Source organism: Faecalicatena contorta (assembly GCF_022835095.1).
Taxonomy (GTDB): domain Bacteria; phylum Bacillota; class Clostridia; order Lachnospirales; family Lachnospiraceae; genus Faecalicatena; species Faecalicatena contorta.
In genome coordinates this window covers 3169653-3188704 of sequence record NZ_BQNQ01000001.1, presented here as the reverse complement: position 1 = coordinate 3188704, position 19052 = coordinate 3169653, and the positions used below count along the sequence as shown (strand labels likewise).

Genomic DNA, 19052 nt, shown 5'->3' with positions numbered 1-19052 from the left:
TATGTATATTGTAATATATTATTGGTATCAATGCCAGAAGATGTTTTCCTATTGCAGATAAATGAGCAAATTAAAAACCACCGCTGGCCGGCTGTGCCAGCCGGTTGGCAGATGGTTTATATTTTATATGAGGTGATTTAGTTTACTGCAGTGTACTTATTTTCGTCCAGCCAAGTCTTCAAAGAATTGTAATCATATACAGGAGAGGTGCCCGTTCCCCAGCCTGCTATGTTCACAGTGTTCTTTTCAGGAGCCTGATATACTTTTCCGTCTACATAGATAAGATTAGCTGACCAGCCGCCGTGTGTGGTAGATGATGTGTTGGCAAACAGGACAACCGGAGGGTTTTCCTGTTTGAAATCGCCTAAATAATAAGGATGCCAATATAATTCGTTTTTTTCATAGGGCGTGCCCTTTTTCTGGGATTCGGTAACTGCTAAGAGCCCGCCGTTATTTACTGCATTTTCTATAAGCCTGAGGCGGTCCAGAGAATTTAGCTTTGGATTATCCTGTTTCTGCCCTGTAACAAAGTCACTCGCCTGTTTTATAAAATTGTTCATTCTGGTAAGGGTAGCATTACCTTCAACATCTATGTAAATCCGGGGATCATGCTTGATGTCATAAATTACATGGAGATTGCTTTCCGATAAATATCCGAAAGATAAGATCTCTGCATCATCGTCTTCAAACTGTATAGTAGTCTCAAATGACCCGCCGGCATTCGCCTGTTTCAAGATTACAGGCCTGCTGTCGTTCAGGATCTGTGCGGTAAGGGTTCCCTCGGCGGCAAGATCAACGGCAGTCCTGGCAGCAGCCTGAAGTACTTCGCTGCACTCATTAATAGCGGCGGCATTTTTAGCCTTGGACACATATCTTAAAAGTGAAGGAACCAGGACGGCTGCCAATACTAGAATGATAACAATCACAACAATTAATTCAACTAAGGTGAACCCGCCTTTTTTCCGCTTCATAAAATACCTCCCCAGATATTCTCTTTTGTAAAATGTGTGTTCAGTATAGCATTTTCAACGGAAGATTACAATGTGATTTGACGGTATGATACACAAAAAAATAATTTCTCTATTGTGACAGGTTTCCTAATATACTATAATAAAACAGTAAGTCTCTGTGGTAACAGTTCAGGCCTGTCTGAACTGTTACGCAGTATAAAGTAAAATCATGAATCAGCTGAAGCAATAAAACAAAATACGAATTAAGATCCGGAAAAATTTGAAATCATTTTCCGGCAATATGAAGACGAGGGTGATAGAATGAAGAAGATAGGGTTTATTGGAATAGGAATCATGGGGAAATCCATGGCACGAAATCTAATGAAAGCGGGCTATGAACTGCATATCTTTGCACGGGACAAAGCGAAGGCAGAAGATTTGATTGCAGAGGGGGCACTTTTCCATGACTCGATCAAGAGCTGTGTGGCGGGATGTGAGGCCGTTATTACGATTGTGGGATTCCCAAAGGATGTGGAAGAGGTGTATTTTGACGCAGGCAATATTTTGGACAGTGCGGACGAAGGCGCATATTTGATTGATATGACAACGACCAGCCCGCAGATCGCGGAGAAAATATATACAGAGGGGACAAAGAAAGGCTTCCATGTAATTGATGCCCCTGTAACTGGCGGTGATACCGGAGCAAAAGAGGGAACCCTCTCTATCCTTGCCGGTGGGGATCGGGCGGACTACGAAGCGTGTCTTCCGCTGTTTGAAGCCATGGGGACAAATATCAATTATCAGGGAAAGGCTGGCTGCGGACAGCACTGCAAGCTTGCAAATCAGATTATGATTGCCGGGGCGCTGTCGGGAGTCTGTGAGGCGCTTGCCTACGCCAGGGCAAAAGGGCTGAACCTGGAAACTGTTTTAAAATCAGTATCCACTGGTGCGGCAGGCAGCAGACAGCTGGATACATTCGGGCCAAAGATTCTGGTTGACGATTATGCGCCCGGCTTTTTTATGAAGCATTTTATCAAGGATATGAAACTGGCTTTAATTGAGGCAAATATGAGTGAGCTGGACCTGGGGATGCTCAGCCAGGTGCTTGCTAACTGTGAAGAACTGGAAGCGGAAGGATACGCAGAGCTGGGAACACAGGCGCTGATGAAGTACTATGAATAGGCAGCAGGCCGCTTAAAAGGGGCGGTGGGAAACGTACAGTAGAAAAGGGTGCAGACTATGAAATTGACGATATTAGGTACTGGAAATGCAACGGTGACAGACTGCTATAATACGTGCTTTGTTTTGTCGGAGGAACACAGGCATTTTCTGGTAGATGCAGGGGGCGGCAATCAGATCCTCCGGATTCTGAAGGAGACGAATATACCGTTGGAAGAAATCCATGATATATTTATTACACACGAGCACATTGATCATCTGCTGGGGTTGTTCTGGCTGATAAGAATGATCGGGCAGAACATCAATCAGGGAAAATATGAGGGGAAGGTCAGGATTTACTGCCACAGCGGCCTGATCCTCACGATTACAACGATAGCGGAACTGACGATCATGAAAAAGGTGACGAAACACCTTGGAGGGCGTATTCAGCTGATTCCGCTTGAAAGCGGGGATACGAAACAGATACTGGGCTGCGAAGTTACCTTTTTTGATATTGGATCAACAAAGGCCCGGCAGTTTGGATTTACTTTGAAAACCGCGGACGGGAAAAAGCTGTCCTGCTGCGGGGATGAACCGTATAATCCGTGTGAAGAGGAGTATGTCAGAGACAGCGACTGGCTGATGCATGAGGCATTCTGCCTTTATAGAGAAGCAGATAAATTCAAGCCATACGAAAAACATCATAGTACGGTAAAGGAGGCATGTCTGCTGGCAGAGCAGCTGAGAATCCCAAATCTGATTCTTTATCATACGGAAGAAACGCATTTGGAGGAACGGAAAGAACTATATACCGAAGAAGGAAGAAAATATTACAGCGGAAATCTATATGTACCGGATGACCAGGAAGTGTTCCGGATTTAGCACAATTGGTGCTGTAAAAGTGAAATAAACGGGCGTGTTTGCTAGAATATATATTTTGAGATGAAAAGTGCAAAGAAAGTGTGGAAGAAGAGCAAAGAAAGCGTAAATAATAGCTTCAAAACTTATGATAGCTAATAAGTAATTTGCCAAATGCGCAACAGCTTATTGACACAGACTGACAAATGGGAGTTAAATCCAACCAGTATCAGATACGCATGTCATGATGCATGACATGCGGTCTTTCCGGGAGTCATACTATTGAATCTATTCGGTGCAAAGGGAGGACGAATAACATTATCCAGGAGGAAAAATTTTTGTTTAAAGAATTAAGACAGAAGGCTAAAAATAAGAAAGGGTTTACGCGGTTGAACTGATCGCTGTAATTGTAATTATATTGATTCTTGCAGCGGTTCTGGTACCAAGTTTATTGAAATATACATGCAAAACAGCCCTCATAGTCCTGCTTATTTCAGCAGTGGTTCTTGCACCACCCTGTGGATATGGAATCAGTCAGTTCAGGAGCGGCAGGCTCTGCGTGAAGCGAAGAATGTTGTCCTGGACAGATCCATTTAGTTTCATGGAATACCAGAAAGAACTGCGTAGATACCATGAGTTATCGGAAGGGAAGATTTTTGGTGCAGTATCAGTATGATGCAACTGATGATACTGTTACATGGGAAGTCTACTGGAAGATTCATCAATATACTGATTAGATGAGGAGTGGGAATTTGTTCGGTTGTAACCGGGTGAATTCCCCTTTTTATGAAAGGGAAAAAGTGGAAACAAATACCTTTTTTCTTTTCATAAGAAGATTTTAACTTACATAATTCAATGTGAAATCACCGAGCGTGGTTTGAAACAAGATTCGGAGAATAAATATGAGTTTTATTATATGTGAAGCGCTGTTGTGCATCCTTTTGTTTTTTGCCGGCGCCTGTGTGTTTTCTTTTTTAAACGTGATTGTCTATCGCGTCCCTAAGAAAATGTCTTTTATCAGGGGGCGTTCAGCCTGTCCGGCCTGCCATCATGAACTAGGGGCAGCGGATTTAATTCCCATATTCAGCTATCTATTATTGCGGGGAAAGTGCCGCTACTGCGGCGGGAAAATTGGAGCCAGGGACACGCTTACCGAGGCAGCAGGAGGTGCAGCCGCACTGTTTTGCGCCATATACTATGGATATGACGGCGGGGATTATGCGAAAGCAGTGCTGGTCTTCGCATTCGCAGGGGTTCTGACCGTTGTGGCACTGATGGATTTAGACACCATGGAGATTGCGGACGGCTGCTCCATAGCCATTGTAGTTCTGACAGCAGCGGGACTGTTTTTTATGAAGGATATTACGATCGGGCAGAGGCTGATCGGAATGGTGTGCATCAGCGTACCCATGCTGCTTCTTGCGATCGCTGTCCCGGGAGCATTTGGAGGCGGCGATATCAAGCTGATGGCAGCAGGGGGGCTGTTTCTTGGATGGCGGACGGTTCTGGCATCTGCGATTATCGGTATCCTCCTGGGAGGCGGATATGGGATCTATCTGCTGGCATCAGGAAAGAAGGGGCGCAAGGAACAGTTTGCATTCGGGCCGTTTCTGTGTGTGGGCATGATACTGGGCCTGCTCTTCGGGAACCAGATGATTGACTGGTATCTGGCGATTCTGATATAGTAAAATATTACCTAAAATTAGGGAATCAGGGAGGGACGTCTGATGGCACAATACAAGTATAAGGCTCAGACGATAGACGGAAAAAAGATGTTGGGCACCATGAATGCGGGAAACGAGGCGGAGCTGCAGCTCAGGTTGCACGAGCAGGACGCTTTTCTGCTTTCAGCAAAGGAAGTGCGGTTCGGAAAGAACCGGAAGCAGTTTAAGGCAAAGGTGCAGGCGGATTTTTCCAGGCAGTTGTCCACGCTGGTCGGTGCGGGCGTTACTTTGGTGCGGGCGCTCAACATCATTGCAAACGGAGAGTCCATTAAGCCGAATGAACGGCAGGTGTATGAAGACATGATACGCCAAATCCGGCAGGGAATATCCCTTTCGGAGGCGATGGAGTCACAGAACGGGGCGTTTCCCCCTCTTAGGATTTATATGTACCGCTCTGCGGAGAGCAGCAGTAATCTGGAACTGGTTTCCATGCAGATGGCTTTGATGTTAGAGAAAGAGCACTGCCTGAACGGAAAGATATCCAGCTCCCTTGTGTACCTTAAGATACTTGGTGTTATGATCATTGCGGTTATCATGGTACTCACAAAGTAGTTATGCCGCAGCTCCAGGAGCTGTTTGACACCATGGATACTCTGCCGTTGCCGACGGCGGATGCCATGGAATTTGACGCGGATATTGCTATCAATAAGATGGTGTCGTATGTAGAGCCAATCATGCTGATCATCAGGACGGGTTCCGGGAAATGATCCGGAATCTTTGGGAGACCAATCATATACCAGGAAAGAATGTATATCTGGTGATCGACAGCAGCCAGTTTACTACGAAAGTGGTGGACGTGTCGGCTCTGAAGCCAAGACAGTTGATGGAATATATCAGCCGTGAATTAACGGATGTGGAGCGAATCTCCAATCCGGTTTACGGTTACTTCCCGCTATCCGGGGGCGAGAGGAAGAAGGAAAAGCTAAAACAGGTCTTTGCATCCGTAGCGCCGAGAGAACTTGTGCACGGATATGTGGAATGTTTTGCCGGCCTGGATCTTGCAATCAGTGGTGTGGAGAACGCAGTGGGCGTGACCATGAGGCTGGCTGAAAAGCTTCTTCAGCTAAGTGACGCAACCTGCATTGTACAGTTTGCGGACGACATGCCGCTGATCAATCTGCTTCTGGTTAACGGTGAATATAAATATTCCAGCAGAAACAGGATGTTTTCCGAGTCCGGAACCCCGGAGTTTGCTGCGGAGACGGCGCGTACGGTCAGTGCGCTTCTTCAGTTTGCCAAGGCACAGGATTTGGCACAGAAGATTCCGCAGGTGTACATAGCAGGATTGTCGGAGGACGAACTGCAGATTTATCAGGACAGTATCTACCAGATTGATGCGGAGATGGAAGCGGTTGCATTACAGCTGGAGCCGGTGGTGAAGCTTGGAAAAGCTGCCAGTCAGGAACTGACACAGGATGTTGTGGCGGCATGTGAGGAGTACGACAGGCTGAATGAAGAACTGCAGGCGGCTTCCTCGCTGGGGAACAGCATGGCGAGCCTGAAGAGCAGTGTGCTGGCCTATCCTAGAGTGGACAGCGCAACCGAAGAGGTCGTAGCTTCCTGTGCATCGGGGCTGGTTACGGCGGAGATCAGCAGTTATGATGCAGAGAACGGCCTACTGAGCTTTGACGCGAAGGCAGGGAATGTGGATGACTGCGCGGCAAATGAGCCGAGAATGAGAATTACCGATTTTACTTTAGACATTAAAAGAGTCTGAGGCTAGAACCCTTGGCATGACTCTGGGAATATATATGTGCAGGGATACAGAACAGTACATTGTGGAACAACAGGCGCTGCAGGCAGCTGCCAATGCGGCGGATCAGGCGGCACAGACAGACGCCGCGGATGAGAATTCAGAAGGCATCATGGATTATTTGGCAGGATATGCCGTTACCATCGAGCGCAGCGCACAGGATAAGGTCTGCAGTAAGTAGTACAGCGCAGAGGAAATGGAAGCACTGAAAAAAGATCTGAGGGAAAATGGTTATGAGGAATCTGCAGATGAGACAGCAGGTACGGCTGCATACAGCAGGAAAATAGAAGGATCAGACGAGGATATCTATCGCGAGGCCGCACAGGTGGAAAAGACCGTAGTTATTTCAAAAAATGCAGATGGTTCCTATGCGGTCACACGCAGAGAGATCTGACATTTTTATCTCTGAGCGGGGCGGAAAGAGTTTCTTCCGCCGCAATAGAGCGAAGCGTTGACCTGAGTGAATTTACAGGCGGTATGACAATCAATGTATCGGTCAAAGCATTAGCAGATAAAGATTCCGTGATTTACAAGGACGGTCCGGCAGGTGTCACCCGTGAGATGGAGCTGCCGTCCAGGCTTTCCGATTGTGCGGGGATGTATATGGCTGCGGCTGTCCGTGCGGTATCTGACAGCCAGATCAGTTCCTACTGGTCTCATGAATACAAGTATAGCAGGAGTTACGCCGAATTCAGGATACCCCGTGTCCAAAATGGGGTTCCAGATATGGCAAAGTCAAGAACCGGCGTGGTATATACGGAAGCAGGTCATTACGAAGGAGATACGGCGGTGCAGAATGACAACAGGACAGAACAGACTACGCTGACCTGTACAGTGGAATCGTATGCAGAACGCTATTTGCTGCAGGTCATCCACAACTCCCAGAACAGCAGACAGGCAGCATCTTATCTGAAATGCCAAAAATCCGAAGAAGGAAAACAGGAATTTGTTCTTGTACTGGCGGATCCGGAAACGGTGAATGGCGCAGGATCTTCAGAGGATATCAGGACTTCGCAGGTAATGGCAAAAGGCATTTCAGGAAATATAGAACGGTATGAAGACTCCGCCTTCAGAAGCTGGTACCAGAAGACGGACGAAGTAACTGAGATTGCAGGTACGACAGGAACGGTCGACGGACAGGATGCTCTGGCCTCTCTATCTGCAAGAGATGGGACTGCCTTGGAAGTGGATGGCAGCAACGCCCGGATGAATACACGGCCGGATGCCGCCGATTACACCGCGGAGATATCGGGTGCATCCCAGGCGGCGCAGATCTATATGCTGCAGTTTACAAAGGGGAACGGAACTTATTATCATGTATTTTATAGGGATACGTCGGACACAGATCTGTCAGCAGGATATCCGCTTGCAGATTCGCAAAAGTCAGACAATCGTTATGCAGATGTGGATCAGGCCATGATCACTGCACCAGCCCCGGGAGAGTATTACCCTTCATGCAGTGCTTATGATGAAAATGTTTATTATTTAGGAGACATCGGCGCAGGCAGAACCATCGGACTGCCGTGAAAATTGGAGACGGAGGGTCAAGGCAGTACGCTGGTTACCTATGGGCAGCTGGCACAGGATGGCGCGGCATTTATGCTCACTCTGCCGGATATGGATCGAATCGTATCTGAGAATTTTGCAAGGAACCAGGACACCAGACAAGTTACATTCCTGTCCTGCGATGCGGAAACCGGAGAAGGCGGGGCAAGCATGTCCAGCTGGTACCGCAGTGACTCCGGGGATATGGTGAAACAAAGCTGCAGGAATCAAACGTCATGCAGTGCTGCATGGCAGGAAGAGGATTCCGGCATCAGTATCCAGTATTCAAATACCGGTAATGGGTATGAGCATACCGTGGAATTCGCTGCGGCATGGGATGCCGGCGAAAAGAGGTACACAGTAAATGAGACGGGTGCCATCGAAAACTATGGAGTTCTATTCCAGTTTGAATATAACTCTGACAGATACTGGCGACCAAGTGGGGGAAGAGTAAGATGCAGAATGAAGTGAAAAACAGAAAAACGTGTCATCCCTTTGATTCAAAAAATAAACGGAAAGGGTCTACCATGGTAGAATTGGTTGTGGGATTTGTTATCTTGGTGCTGCTTGTCGGAACCTTCACAAAAGTAATCTCACAGTCCTACAAGCTGTTCACGCGTTCCCAGAATATGAGGCGAAATACAGAGGCTGTTTATTCATCCTATTACAAGCAGAAACACGGAGCAAAAGACAGCGGAGAGACGGTGTTAAACAAAACGGAAGAGGAAATGACCCTGCAGCTGGTATACGAAGGAGAAAACCTGGATCTGAAAAGCCAGAAAATAGGAATTACCAAGGGAAGCAACATAACAATTTATGATTTTGCAATTGATGATACTCCGTAACAGTTCCGGTCAGCCTGAACTGTTACGATATGCTTAATAAACCGTGATAATGGTGGGGAAACAGATGGAAAAATGGATTGCCGGAATTTGAAGCCACATCACGATCGGCACGACAGAGCGCAGGCCGGAAGACGGCGGTACGTTGAGTTACCATGCCGGAGTGCCGACCTTTCAGGACTTAAAAGATCTGGCAGATGCGATGAAACCGCCGAATGATACAGAAATCATAAAAGTACCGCAAGGTATTTATTATGATGAGAGCGTTCAAAGATATTATTATGTAACCGAGGATACGATTACCCAGAAATACAATTGCGGCAGCATGGCGCAGATTAAAAATTACACGAACAATTGGACGAAAGTTCTGGTTTTAAATGATCAGTTGATTACAGAGGCGGACATTATAGGTGGAGACCATTTCGGCAGTAAGCTGCAGGAGGGAAGTATCTATAGCTTTGACGGTAAATATTACATATGCGTGAGCCCCAGCGGCGGATGGCCGGGCGTGAATCCTGAAAATAACAATAACTGGAAGGAGATCGATCATTCCTACTTCAGAACAGAGGGCAGTAAGTGAACCCGCTTTGGGGACGCGGATTCAGTATTACCAAACGAATCAATACGCTGCCCCGGTTACGGAGCCTCCCTCAGTAGGCGAACTTAACTGCCGATTGGATGAGCCCAGCAATATGAAGGGATAGCCGCAAATCTGCGTTTGGCAGGTTTGCGGCTATCCCTTCATTTTGCGGCCCCGTCCGCCTGCAAAACTAAAGCTTGCCGGCGAACCTCCGATTTACTGATACTGGCTTGGGGGTGAAAAGTAATAAAGGTTTTTAGTACTATTCTTAAGCGGATAACACCTACTTGACAAGATGATGGAATCATTGTATTATTGTACTAAATGAGTAATACAGATACCGTATAGAGTGAAATTACTGCTGTATAGATGGATACATAATCCGTTTTAGAGATGAGGAGGGATGAAGAATGCTGGAAGTATCAAACCTGAGCAAGAACTACAAATCTTTTTCTCTGGATCATGTTTCTTTTACTGTCAGAGAGGGACGGATCACCGGTTTTATCGGCAATAACGGTGCAGGTAAAACAACCACGCTGAAATGCATCTTAGGCCTGGTTCCATATGATTCCGGGCATATACTTCTTGAGGGAAGAACGATGTATCATAATGAACGAGCGTATAAAGAGCGGATCGGCGTGGTCTTTGATGACGGATACTTTTATGATAAGTTTACCATATCTGCCATGAAAAACGTTGTGGCCGGGGCTTATGCCGGCTGGGATGATTCGGAATATCACAGGTATATGGAGAAGTTCGGACTAAAGGAGACGCAGAGGATTGATACACTTTCGAAGGGCATGAAGATGAAATTTGCGCTTGCCCTGGCGTTATCCCATCATGCGGAGATCCTGATTCTGGATGAGCCGTCCGGCGGTCTGGACCCGAAGACGCGTCAGCTATTCTGTACGGAGTTGTCAGAACAGAAAGAGAAAGGGAAGACGATCTTTTTTTCTACGCATATTACTTCTGATCTGGACAAAATCGGGGATGACATCATCCTGATTGATGAAGGGCAGATATTAGCCGCAGCATCGAAAGAGGAGTTCCTGAGACAATCAAAGCTTCCGGATCCTACAATCGAAGAGGCAATGCTGAAAATAATAGGGTGAGGAGGCGCATCATGAAGATTATTCATCTCATAAAAAAAGATCTTTTACTGGCAGGGATGTATTTTGTTTTTTCCATCATGATACTGCTTGCAGTCCCGATATTTTTAAGCAATCAGTCTGTTCATATGAGCAGCGTGTATATTCTGTTTATATCGGTCAGCTTTGCCAGCTATTTCCTTTTTAACAACATTTTTTTAATGGAGGATAAGTATAAGGGCAACTTATATCTGCTGGCGGTTCCATATAAGAAAAGCATGATTGTGGCCGTAAAATATATCCTGGGTTTGCTGCTAACTATACTGGAAATGTTTTTATACTTTTTGCTTTCTAAAATTACGCTTAAAAATATAGTTTTCGTGAGGGAGGACTTGACTCTCTCCTCGCTTTCGGTTACATTTTTGGCTATGTCGGTTGTTTTAAGTATTTTTTTCCCGCTGTATTTTCGTTTTTCCTATACAAAAATCAAAATGGCGCTGCTTGTTGTAATGATTATGCTGCCCACATGGGGGCTGGTGGCTTTGTTTTCGATAATTGGGAAAAATCTGATTGCGGAAGCAATTGTAATGAATACAGGCATATCCGTACTGTTGATAGTATCGGGATTAGCTGTTTTGATATTGTCTGCGGGACTTTCTGTTAAGTTTCTCGAACAAAGAGAGTTTTGACTGTAATAAATTTAGAATTATGAGGAGGATAAGTTATGCTGGAGATACAAGAGTTGAGTAAATCCTATGGGAAACATCTTGCCGTAGATCAGGTAAGTTTTTTTATCCCGGACGGGCAGGTGGGGATTCTTCTGGGGCCGAACGGCGCAGGAAAGTCCACGATTATTAAGAGCATCGCCGGGCTTTTGAGGTACAAAGGAAGGATCGGCATACAGGGAATCCCGGCCAAGCAGATGGAAGCCAAGAAGCTGTTTGCCTATGTACCGGAGATTCCTTCTATGTTTGAGGCGCTGACCGTGAGGGAGCATATAGAATATGTGAGAATGGCATATGGCAGCAGTATTACAGAGGAAGAGGTTACGGCGCTGCTGGAGCGGTTTGAGCTGGATGACAAGCGGGATAAGCTGGGCAATGAACTCTCCAAAGGGATGATGCAGAAGGTCAGCATCTGCTGTGCGCTTGTCATAAAACCCAAGGTGATTCTTCTGGATGAGCCCATGGTCGGTCTGGATCCCAGGGCGATTAAAGAACTGAAAGAAATTGTCCTCGAGCTGCGTGACCAGGGAGTTACCGTTCTGATCAGCACACACATGCTTGAAATGGTAGAAGAGCTGTGGGATGTCATGTTTGTGATGGAAAAGAGCCATATCATAGGTTCTTATCAGAAGTCTGAGGTCGGGGAAAAGGACCTGGATGCCCTCTTCTTTGAGATGACCGGTAACTGGGAGACAGGTGGTGAAGCATAGATGAAGGCATTGTTATATCTTACGAAACGGAGTTTTATAAACAACCTGAAAAAAGCGGTGAAAAAGCCGGCATCTCTGCTGGTCATGATTATCTGTATTGTATATGGTATTTTTTTGGCGGTTATGCTGGGGCAGATCGTAACAAAGATACATTTCAGCTCGGCAAAGGGTTTGACTGTCATCATCACACTTTGGACTTTATATATTTTCCTTAGTAATTTTGCTGGCTATGCCTCTAAAAAAGGCGTTATTTTCAAGCCATCCCATGCACACTTTGTATTTACCGCACCGATTAGCCCGAAAAAGATCCTGCTGCACAGTGCATGGATGAACTATCTTCTTACTATTGTAGTGAGCGTTTTATTCCTGATAGCGGGACTTACCGTATTTGGCATTACACCGTGGAAGATGATCCTGTTTTTCCTGGTGGAGTGCGTCGTGGAAACGGTTTTTGAGGTCAGTGTGATGATCTTCTTGTACACGAATGATAAAATCCCGCAAAAAGTAATGAAGGCAATTAGCACAGGGATTAAGATCTTTCTTGTGGGAGTTGCGGTTCTGATCGTTATTTATTTTAAGAAGCAGGGCGTTACGCTCGAGACTGCGTCTGCATTTTTCGACTGGCCTGGGCTGCAGATGATACCGGTTGTGGGCTGGAATATCTCCGTTTACCGCCTGATTCTTCTGGGCCCGGATGTACTGAATGTAATCTGTACCGTGCTGTATCTGCTGGCTGTGGCGGTGATGATCGCGGCAGCCGTCCGTATGAAATGCGATGGCGACTATTACGAGGATGCCGCCAAATTTGCAGATGACTATGCGGAAATGAGAAGGCGGAAAGTAAACGGCGAGATGGTCATGTCGATGGGAGAGAAGAAAAAGCGTTTCCGACGGGTAAAGGACACATACAAAGGAACCGGTGCAAAGGCCATTTTTTACAGACAGCTGCTGGAATACAAAAAGGAAAAGTATTTTATATTTTCCAAAATGACTCTGCTGTGCCTGGCCATCGCGATCCTGCTTTCCCGCGTTATGAGAGACAGCGCTTTAAAATCAGGGGTGCCTCAGATGTATATGCTGGGTATTATCATGTACATGACACTGATCCTGACAGGATACCTCGGAAAATGGGAAAATGAACTGAAGACGCCCTATCTGTTTCTGATTCCGGACAGTCCGGTTAGAAAATTGTGGTACGCGACTTTGATGGAGCATATCAAGGCCCTTGTGGATGGATGTATTTTCTGTATCCCCTTGAGTATAGCGTGGGGGATCGGGCCTGTTCAGAGCATCCTGGCAATTCTGACGTATGCGGTACTGCAGGCCAACCGGCTGTATACTAAAGTCATTGCACAGTGCCTTCTGGGCGATACACTGGGTAAAACCGGGCAGGACTTTGTGCGTGCCATTTTCCAGATGACGGTCCTCGGAATCGGGCTTGCAATTGCGCTGGCAGCAGGATTTATGGTTAATATTGATTTGGTCTTTCCAATTATTTTCATTTATAGTATGATAGTGACAGTAGTCATCGGTTTACTGGCCTCTATCCGTTTTTATTCTATGGAGCAGCTGGCATAGTACAGACGATTACAATACTTTGAAAAAGATGAGCTGCAGGAGAGTTCACGAAAGTGGTCCTGCAATAATTGGGAGGTATTATTTATGCTGGAAGACAGTTACGTAACTTTAGAAATCGGAAAAGCAAAGCACATAGCACTGGTAGCCCATGACGGCAAGAAAAAAGAACTGGTGGATTGGTGTGACAGAAATAAAGACATCTTAAAGAGCCATTTCTTATGCGGAACAGGCACAACGGCAAAGTTGATTTCGGAAAGAACCGGGCTTCCGGTGAAAGGCTACTGCAGCGGTCCCCTGGGCGGTGACCAGCAGATTGGCGCTAAGATCGTGGAGGGCCAGATTGATTTTATGATCTTTCTCTGGGATCCGCTGGAGGCGCAGCCGCATGACCCGGATGTAAAGGCTCTGCTTCGAATCGCGGTGGTTTATGATATTCCGATTGCGAATAACCTGGCAACAGCGGATTTTATGCTGAATTCTAAGTTTATGAATGAGACTTACTGCAGACAGGTAGAGAACTTTAATAAGACGATCAAGGAACGGGTTGAGAGGATGAAGTAGGGGAAAGGACGCTGGGAAAACGGCGGGTATGGCTTCCTGCAAAGCTGTGTATACCCAAAAGGGCATCCCTTCACGCATCCCCTGCGGGCGGAGCCAAAGGAAAGCTGCGGAATCATGTATGCCGTTTCAGAATCCGCGCCACTTGCTAAGAAGCAGTAACAGAGAATATGTGGGGAATAGAGGTACTTGCCGCAGTTGGTCCGAATGCCGATGCATTCGGGCCGCCGGCGGCAACAGGATTTGATTTTGTGAATCAAATCCTGCCCTCTATTCCCCACATATTCTCTGTAACTGCTTCTAAGCGCGTTTTTAGGGTTCTGAAACGGCATACATGATTCCGCAGCTTTCCTTTGGCTCCGCCCGCAGGGGATGCGTGAAGGGATGCCCTTTGGGTATACACAGCTTTGCAGGAAGCCATAACCGCTTTTCCCAGCTGGGTGCATCCGGACGGGAGGCGGCGCGGGGGATTCGGCGGGGGAGACGGATGGTTATAGCAAGAATGCGCAAAACAAATCTTGTAGAGTTTGATAATATTAGGAATTGTGAAAGGAGGAGATTTTTATGGATAACAATGTTGTTGCGAAAGTTTCGGCGGCAATTGAGTTTATTGAGGAGCATTTGATGGAAAAACTGGATTTGGATCGTATCTCGAATGCTGTTCATTATTCTAAGTATTATCTTCACAGAGTTTTTGTGCGTACGGTTGGGCTGACGATCCATGATTATGTGCAGCGCAGGCAGCTGACGGAAGCGGCTAAGCTTTTGGTTTTTTCTGAGAAACCGATTGTTGAGATTGCGGCGGCAGCGGGGTATGAAAGCCAGCAGGCATTTACAAATATTTTTAGGGAGATGTATAAGCTGCCGCCCAATCAATATCGCAGGAATGAAAAGTTTTATCCTTTGCAGTTGAGATTTCAGTTTGAGGGGGAATATGGAATGCTTCAAAGTAAAGATCTTATGGAATGGAGTATTGATTTTGCGGCAGAAGATGATATTCCCTGCTGGATGGATCTGGTGCGTCTTGTTATTGATGGGTTTCCGCATTTGTATGAAGATGAATATGAGGCGGAGCTGAAACGTCGGATTAGATGCAGGCAGGCTCTCATTTTAAAGGACGGATCGATTGCGGTGGGGATTATGCTTTTTTCATATGAAAACGGGAGCATTGATTTTATGGGGACCCACCCTCTTTACAGGGATAAAGGGATTCCGAAGGCTTTTTTGGAGAAGGTTTTGAGCGAACTGGTCGTGGGGAAGGAGATCAGCGTTACCACATTCAGGGAGGGCGATAAAGCGGATACAGGGCAGCGCCGGGAGATTCAGGGACTGGGCTTTTCGGAGGCGGAGCTGCTGGTTGAGTTTGGCTATCCCACACAGCGCTTTGTCTTATCTGAGGAGGCTGTAAATAATGAATGAGCATAGCAGAAGTGATAAGAAAACGGAAAGTGAATGTGTTGAAACCGTGCAGTTCCCGGATGAGGCCGCTTACCTGGAGATGATCAATGGGAAATTAGATGCCGCTCTGCAGGAGGCCCGTTCCAATGTGGAACGGATGGACCAAGAGTATATGGATGCGAAAAGATACATGGCAGATTACCGCGGGGAGCTTGATCCTCATGAAATGTTCCAAAACGAGTTGGTGCTCAGGCAGATCGACCATACGGGGGCTTTCGCCGCAGAGGTGTGGGAAAAACTTTCAAAGCTGAAAGGGTCCCCCTATTTCGCCCGGATCGATTTTCAGGAAGAGGGCAGGGAAAGGACCGAAAAGTTCTATATTGGGCGTTTTACTTTCAATTATGAAAATGAACTTCTGATATATGACTGGCGCTCTCCGGTTGCCGGGATGTTTTATGACTGTGAACCCGGACCGGCTGGATACGACGCCCCCATGGGCAGAATTGAGGGAAACCTGATACGCAGACGCCAGTTTAAGATAAAAGACGGTGAATTGGAATATACGCTGGAAAGCGCGGTAAATATTCAGGATGATGTTTTACAGCGGGAGTTGTCCCACACTTCGGATGAAAAGATGAAATCGATCATTTCCACTATCCAAAAGGAACAGAACCAAATCATCCGAAACGAAAATGCCGGAACCATTCTCATTCAGGGGGTGGCGGGCTCCGGGAAAACATCCATAGCGCTGCACCGGATTGCATTTTTACTGTACCGGTTCAAGGACAGGCTGAAGGCGGGAAATATCACAATTATTTCGCCTAATAAAGTCTTTGGAGATTACATATCTACCGTTCTTCCGGAATTGGGCGAGGAACCCATTTACGGTGTAAGCTTTGCCGATATAGCCGCCGTTTTGCTGGAGGGAGTCATTGCCTATGAGCCGGATAAAGATCCTCTGGAAACCAACGACGCAAAATGGGCTGAGCGGGCGCGCTTCAAATCTACTTTAGAATTTGTGGAAAAGATGGACGCCTTCTTAGAGGAACTGCCCCACTTTATCTTTGAACCCCAAGCCTATACTTTCGGACGCTTTACTGCTGAGGCTGACTTTATACAAAGCCGTTTCCTTGCTTACCCTTCATATCCAATCAAAAAAAGGCTGCAGCAGACCGCGGAAGATATCCATGACCGTTTTAATACGGACAACTTCATGGACGACGATATTCCACGCCCGGGAAGCATATTAAAGAGCCTGAAAAAAATGCTGAAGATAAAAAACAGCCTGGCCCTCTATAAAGCGTTCTATCAATGGCTTGGACAACCCGGCATGCTCGTATTCCCTGCAAAGCAGACCCTGGAATGGGCGGATGTATACCCGTTTCTCTATCTGCACGCGTCCTTTGAGGGCCTGCAGGAAAGTAAGCGGATAAAGCATCTGGTAATCGACGAAATGCAGGACTACACCCCCATCCAATATGCTGTCATCAACCGCCTGTTTTCATGTCCCAAAACCATCCTGGGAGATTTCGGGCAGTTTATCAATCCCAACCATCTCAACACTATAGAAGACCTGTGCCGCCAGTACTGCGAAGCAAGCCTGGTGGAATTAACCAAAAGCTACCGCTCAACATACGAAATCATCACATTTGCAAAGAAAATCCAGCAGACGGCCCGCTTAGAGCCCATAGAACGCCACGGCCCTGCGCCGCAGCTGATCCCATGCGAAGACACCCGGGACGAAATCCGAAAAATCAAAAAGGCAATAAAAACCTTCCAAGAAAGCGGATACGTATCTATGGGAATCATCCTGAAAACAAACAAAAAAGCTGCTGCAGTACATAAACAGCTCTCCCGGGATCACGAGATCCACCTGATCTCCCCCGAAAGCACCAGCTTCACCAACGGAATATCCATCACCTCCATCCAAATGTCAAAAGGCTTAGAATTCGACGAAGTCATAATCCTGGATGCAGACTCCGAAACCTACAAAACCCAATACGATAAAGGTCTCCTCTACATAGCCGCCACCAGAGCCATGCACCGGCTCACAATACTATATACAGGCTCCCCATCCCCATACCTGCCAAAGAAATAAAAGACAAAAAACCCAAACACTCCCCCAACCCAATCCGCCGCTCCCCATAATTTCCCCAAAAATGAGCAAATTTCCTGTCTAGATGAAGCCCTTCCATCAGGCGCCACCACAGCCCAATTTACTCATAGCCAAATATCTCTTCTTGTGTATCGCTGTGTATTGTGTTAGTCTTGAATCATAAAGTCACGAAAGAAAACAGCAGAAAGTGAAAGCAGTAAATACAAGGAGGTCTTTCAGTATGGCTACCATTAAAGATGTAGCAAAGCATGCGGATGTGGGAATTGCTACGGTTTCCCGCATGATTAACGGAACCGGTTATGTTTCGGAAAGTTCCAGAAAAAGGATTGAGGAAGCGATCCGTGAACTCAATTTTATTCCGAACGAACGTGCGCGGAATTTATCAAGGAAAAAGTCGGGAATCATAGGGGTGATTATTCCTGATTTCCAGACTCCGTTCTATGCTTCGTTTATCCGCCAGGTAGAGATAGAACTGTACAGATATGGGTATAAGACGATGGTCTGCAATACGGTTAAGACGAGTGACCGGGAGCAGGAATATATTGATATGCTGGACCGGAATATTGTGGATGGGCTTATTACCTGCGCCCTGTCTGTGGAGGATACGGTGTATCAGCAGATCGACAAGCCGATTGTCAGCATGGACCATGATCTGGGGCCTAAGATACCGCTGATCCACTCTGACCACCGCAAGGGCGGAAGGATTCTGGCGGAATATCTGGTGGAACAGGGGTGCAGGAGAGTGATCCAGATCGGCGGATTTTTCCGGGTAAATACACCATCTAATGACCGGTATCTGGAATTTGAAAATGTGATGAATAAATACCATATCTCAGTCCGCACGTTGGAAATGGAGTGGAACCGGATGGACTATTCCTATTATGTAGATCTGCTGAAAAATTATGAAGATGAAGTGCGGCAGGCAGACGGGATATTTGCTTCTGATATGGGGGCCATCGCGCTGTATCATTTTGTGACCGACATGGGGATAAAGGTGCCCCGGGATTTGAAAATAGTGGGATATGACGGTACAGATTTTACCCGCATGGTGACACCGGTTGTGACAGCTGTCTGTCAGGATATTCCGCTCCTGGCTAAGAAATGTGTGGATACAATTATGAAACTGATACAGGGAGATCAGGATATTGAGTACCACCAGATTACGGACGTGTATCTTCAGAAGGGCGGAACTGCTTAAAGATAGAATTGTTAAAAATGACTAAAATAAGAATTATTACTGTTTTATGGAAACGTTTCCTTTATGCATAATGCTGCTATGGAAACGTTTTTATAATGTTTATTAGTAACAAATAAATAAAAAATGATAAAAATACATTGACAATACTGGTAAAAGTGCATAAAATTAATACATGGTCGACAGGACATTGCATTACGAACTTGTTACTGAGAATGTTCCGTAACGAATGCTCTGGCGGGCGGTTCTGCAGCAAAGCTGCAGAACAAGAGAT

Annotated in this window: 21 protein-coding genes; 20 read left to right on the top strand and 1 reads right to left on the bottom strand. The window is 46.3% G+C overall.

The window, feature by feature from the left end; genetic code table 11:
• Positions 1-137: 137 nt before the first annotated feature.
• Positions 138-971: a prepilin-type N-terminal cleavage/methylation domain-containing protein gene (locus MWG26_RS14215; RefSeq protein WP_025656924.1), complete on the bottom strand. Its 834-nt coding sequence runs from the start codon at positions 969-971 to the stop codon at positions 138-140.
• A 300-nt stretch (positions 972-1271) separates the two neighbouring features.
• On the opposite strand from MWG26_RS14215, the gene MWG26_RS14210 reads away from it, so the two are divergent.
• The 20 genes from MWG26_RS14210 to MWG26_RS14115 all read left to right on the top strand — a co-directional run bounded on the left by MWG26_RS14210 (position 1272) and on the right by MWG26_RS14115 (position 18781).
• Positions 1272-2132, top strand: coding sequence for an NAD(P)-dependent oxidoreductase (locus MWG26_RS14210; protein WP_025656925.1), 861 nt, complete (start codon positions 1272-1274; stop codon positions 2130-2132).
• A 57-nt stretch (positions 2133-2189) separates the two neighbouring features.
• Complete coding sequence (locus MWG26_RS14205) at positions 2190-2990, top strand: MBL fold metallo-hydrolase (RefSeq protein WP_025656926.1); 801 nt, start codon at positions 2190-2192, stop codon at positions 2988-2990.
• Between the two features lie 878 nt (positions 2991-3868).
• Positions 3869-4651, top strand: a complete 783-nt coding sequence (locus MWG26_RS14200; protein ID WP_025656927.1) for a prepilin peptidase — start codon at positions 3869-3871, stop codon at positions 4649-4651.
• Between the two features lie 42 nt (positions 4652-4693).
• Complete coding sequence (locus tag MWG26_RS14195) at positions 4694-5242, top strand: type II secretion system F family protein (RefSeq protein WP_049915810.1); 549 nt, start codon at positions 4694-4696, stop codon at positions 5240-5242.
• 2 nt (positions 5243-5244) lie between these two features.
• Positions 5245-5397: a hypothetical protein gene (locus MWG26_RS14190; RefSeq protein ID WP_153921213.1), complete on the top strand. Its 153-nt coding sequence runs from the start codon at positions 5245-5247 to the stop codon at positions 5395-5397.
• Positions 5394-6407 carry a type IV pilus biogenesis protein PilM gene (locus MWG26_RS14185; protein ID WP_025656928.1) on the top strand — a complete coding sequence of 338 codons (1014 nt, stop codon included), beginning with the start codon at positions 5394-5396 and terminating at the stop codon, positions 6405-6407. Before MWG26_RS14190 ends, MWG26_RS14185 begins: the two co-directional genes overlap by 4 nt.
• 34 nt (positions 6408-6441) lie before the next feature.
• Positions 6442-6624 carry a hypothetical protein gene (locus MWG26_RS14180; RefSeq protein WP_147324112.1) on the top strand — a complete coding sequence of 61 codons (183 nt, stop codon included), beginning with the start codon at positions 6442-6444 and terminating at the stop codon, positions 6622-6624.
• A 15-nt stretch (positions 6625-6639) separates the two neighbouring features.
• Positions 6640-6837, top strand: coding sequence for a hypothetical protein (locus tag MWG26_RS14175; protein ID WP_025656930.1), 198 nt, complete (start codon positions 6640-6642; stop codon positions 6835-6837).
• A gap of 83 nt (positions 6838-6920) precedes the next feature.
• The gene (locus tag MWG26_RS14170; RefSeq protein WP_025656931.1) at positions 6921-7970 is read left to right on the top strand and encodes a hypothetical protein; all 1050 of its coding nucleotides are present in this window, start codon (positions 6921-6923) and stop codon (positions 7968-7970) included.
• A 3-nt stretch (positions 7971-7973) separates the two neighbouring features.
• Positions 7974-8459 (top strand): hypothetical protein, encoded by a 486-nt coding sequence (locus MWG26_RS14165; RefSeq protein ID WP_025656932.1) that lies wholly within the window; start codon positions 7974-7976, stop codon positions 8457-8459.
• Complete coding sequence (locus MWG26_RS14160) at positions 8444-8833, top strand: hypothetical protein (RefSeq protein WP_025656933.1); 390 nt, start codon at positions 8444-8446, stop codon at positions 8831-8833. The genes MWG26_RS14165 and MWG26_RS14160 overlap by 16 nt, the downstream gene beginning before the upstream one ends.
• 142 nt (positions 8834-8975) lie before the next feature.
• On the top strand, positions 8976-9410 hold the full coding sequence (locus MWG26_RS14155) for a hypothetical protein (protein WP_025656934.1): 435 nt from the start codon (positions 8976-8978) through the stop codon (positions 9408-9410).
• A gap of 410 nt (positions 9411-9820) precedes the next feature.
• Positions 9821-10522, top strand: coding sequence for an ABC transporter ATP-binding protein (locus MWG26_RS14150; protein WP_025656935.1), 702 nt, complete (start codon positions 9821-9823; stop codon positions 10520-10522).
• An 11-nt stretch (positions 10523-10533) separates the two neighbouring features.
• Complete coding sequence (locus MWG26_RS14145; protein WP_025656936.1) at positions 10534-11187, top strand: ABC-2 transporter permease; 654 nt, start codon at positions 10534-10536, stop codon at positions 11185-11187.
• Positions 11188-11222: 35 nt separating this feature from the next.
• On the top strand, positions 11223-11933 hold the full coding sequence (locus MWG26_RS14140) for an ABC transporter ATP-binding protein (RefSeq protein ID WP_025656937.1): 711 nt from the start codon (positions 11223-11225) through the stop codon (positions 11931-11933).
• Complete coding sequence (locus MWG26_RS14135; protein WP_117441267.1) at positions 11934-13511, top strand: putative ABC exporter domain-containing protein; 1578 nt, start codon at positions 11934-11936, stop codon at positions 13509-13511.
• 84 nt (positions 13512-13595) lie between these two features.
• Positions 13596-14072 carry a methylglyoxal synthase gene (locus MWG26_RS14130; RefSeq protein ID WP_025656938.1) on the top strand — a complete coding sequence of 159 codons (477 nt, stop codon included), beginning with the start codon at positions 13596-13598 and terminating at the stop codon, positions 14070-14072.
• Positions 14073-14633: 561 nt separating this feature from the next.
• Positions 14634-15488 (top strand): helix-turn-helix transcriptional regulator, encoded by an 855-nt coding sequence (locus MWG26_RS14125; RefSeq protein ID WP_117441266.1) that lies wholly within the window; start codon positions 14634-14636, stop codon positions 15486-15488.
• Positions 15481-17565, top strand: coding sequence for a HelD family protein (locus MWG26_RS14120; protein WP_117441265.1), 2085 nt, complete (start codon positions 15481-15483; stop codon positions 17563-17565). The genes MWG26_RS14125 and MWG26_RS14120 overlap by 8 nt, the downstream gene beginning before the upstream one ends.
• 238 nt (positions 17566-17803) lie before the next feature.
• Positions 17804-18781: a LacI family DNA-binding transcriptional regulator gene (locus tag MWG26_RS14115; protein ID WP_025656939.1), complete on the top strand. Its 978-nt coding sequence runs from the start codon at positions 17804-17806 to the stop codon at positions 18779-18781.
• Positions 18782-19052 lie beyond the last annotated feature (271 nt).

What these genes read in the sequence shown, in the direction of transcription:
- MWG26_RS14135 (WP_117441267.1), top strand. Translation starts at nt 11,934, where the DNA reads ATGAAGGCATTGTTATATCTTACGAAACGGAGTTTTATAAACAACCTG.
- MWG26_RS14140 (WP_025656937.1), top strand. Translation starts at nt 11,223, where the DNA reads ATGCTGGAGATACAAGAGTTGAGTAAATCCTATGGGAAACATCTTGCC.
- MWG26_RS14185 (WP_025656928.1), top strand. Translation starts at nt 5,394, where the DNA reads ATGATCCGGAATCTTTGGGAGACCAATCATATACCAGGAAAGAATGTA.
- MWG26_RS14200 (WP_025656927.1), top strand. Translation starts at nt 3,869, where the DNA reads ATGAGTTTTATTATATGTGAAGCGCTGTTGTGCATCCTTTTGTTTTTT.
- MWG26_RS14180 (WP_147324112.1), top strand. Translation starts at nt 6,442, where the DNA reads ATGTGCAGGGATACAGAACAGTACATTGTGGAACAACAGGCGCTGCAG.
- MWG26_RS14145 (WP_025656936.1), top strand. Translation starts at nt 10,534, where the DNA reads ATGAAGATTATTCATCTCATAAAAAAAGATCTTTTACTGGCAGGGATG.
- MWG26_RS14120 (WP_117441265.1), top strand. Translation starts at nt 15,481, where the DNA reads ATGAATGAGCATAGCAGAAGTGATAAGAAAACGGAAAGTGAATGTGTT.
- MWG26_RS14150 (WP_025656935.1), top strand. Translation starts at nt 9,821, where the DNA reads ATGCTGGAAGTATCAAACCTGAGCAAGAACTACAAATCTTTTTCTCTG.
- MWG26_RS14115 (WP_025656939.1), top strand. Translation starts at nt 17,804, where the DNA reads ATGGCTACCATTAAAGATGTAGCAAAGCATGCGGATGTGGGAATTGCT.
- MWG26_RS14195 (WP_049915810.1), top strand. Translation starts at nt 4,694, where the DNA reads ATGGCACAATACAAGTATAAGGCTCAGACGATAGACGGAAAAAAGATG.
- MWG26_RS14210 (WP_025656925.1), top strand. Translation starts at nt 1,272, where the DNA reads ATGAAGAAGATAGGGTTTATTGGAATAGGAATCATGGGGAAATCCATG.
- MWG26_RS14170 (WP_025656931.1), top strand. Translation starts at nt 6,921, where the DNA reads ATGACAATCAATGTATCGGTCAAAGCATTAGCAGATAAAGATTCCGTG.
- MWG26_RS14215 (WP_025656924.1), bottom strand. Translation starts at nt 971, where the DNA reads ATGAAGCGGAAAAAAGGCGGGTTCACCTTAGTTGAATTAATTGTTGTG.
- MWG26_RS14175 (WP_025656930.1), top strand. Translation starts at nt 6,640, where the DNA reads ATGGAAGCACTGAAAAAAGATCTGAGGGAAAATGGTTATGAGGAATCT.
- MWG26_RS14125 (WP_117441266.1), top strand. Translation starts at nt 14,634, where the DNA reads ATGGATAACAATGTTGTTGCGAAAGTTTCGGCGGCAATTGAGTTTATT.
- MWG26_RS14130 (WP_025656938.1), top strand. Translation starts at nt 13,596, where the DNA reads ATGCTGGAAGACAGTTACGTAACTTTAGAAATCGGAAAAGCAAAGCAC.
- MWG26_RS14160 (WP_025656933.1), top strand. Translation starts at nt 8,444, where the DNA reads ATGCAGAATGAAGTGAAAAACAGAAAAACGTGTCATCCCTTTGATTCA.
- MWG26_RS14205 (WP_025656926.1), top strand. Translation starts at nt 2,190, where the DNA reads ATGAAATTGACGATATTAGGTACTGGAAATGCAACGGTGACAGACTGC.
- MWG26_RS14190 (WP_153921213.1), top strand. Translation starts at nt 5,245, where the DNA reads ATGCCGCAGCTCCAGGAGCTGTTTGACACCATGGATACTCTGCCGTTG.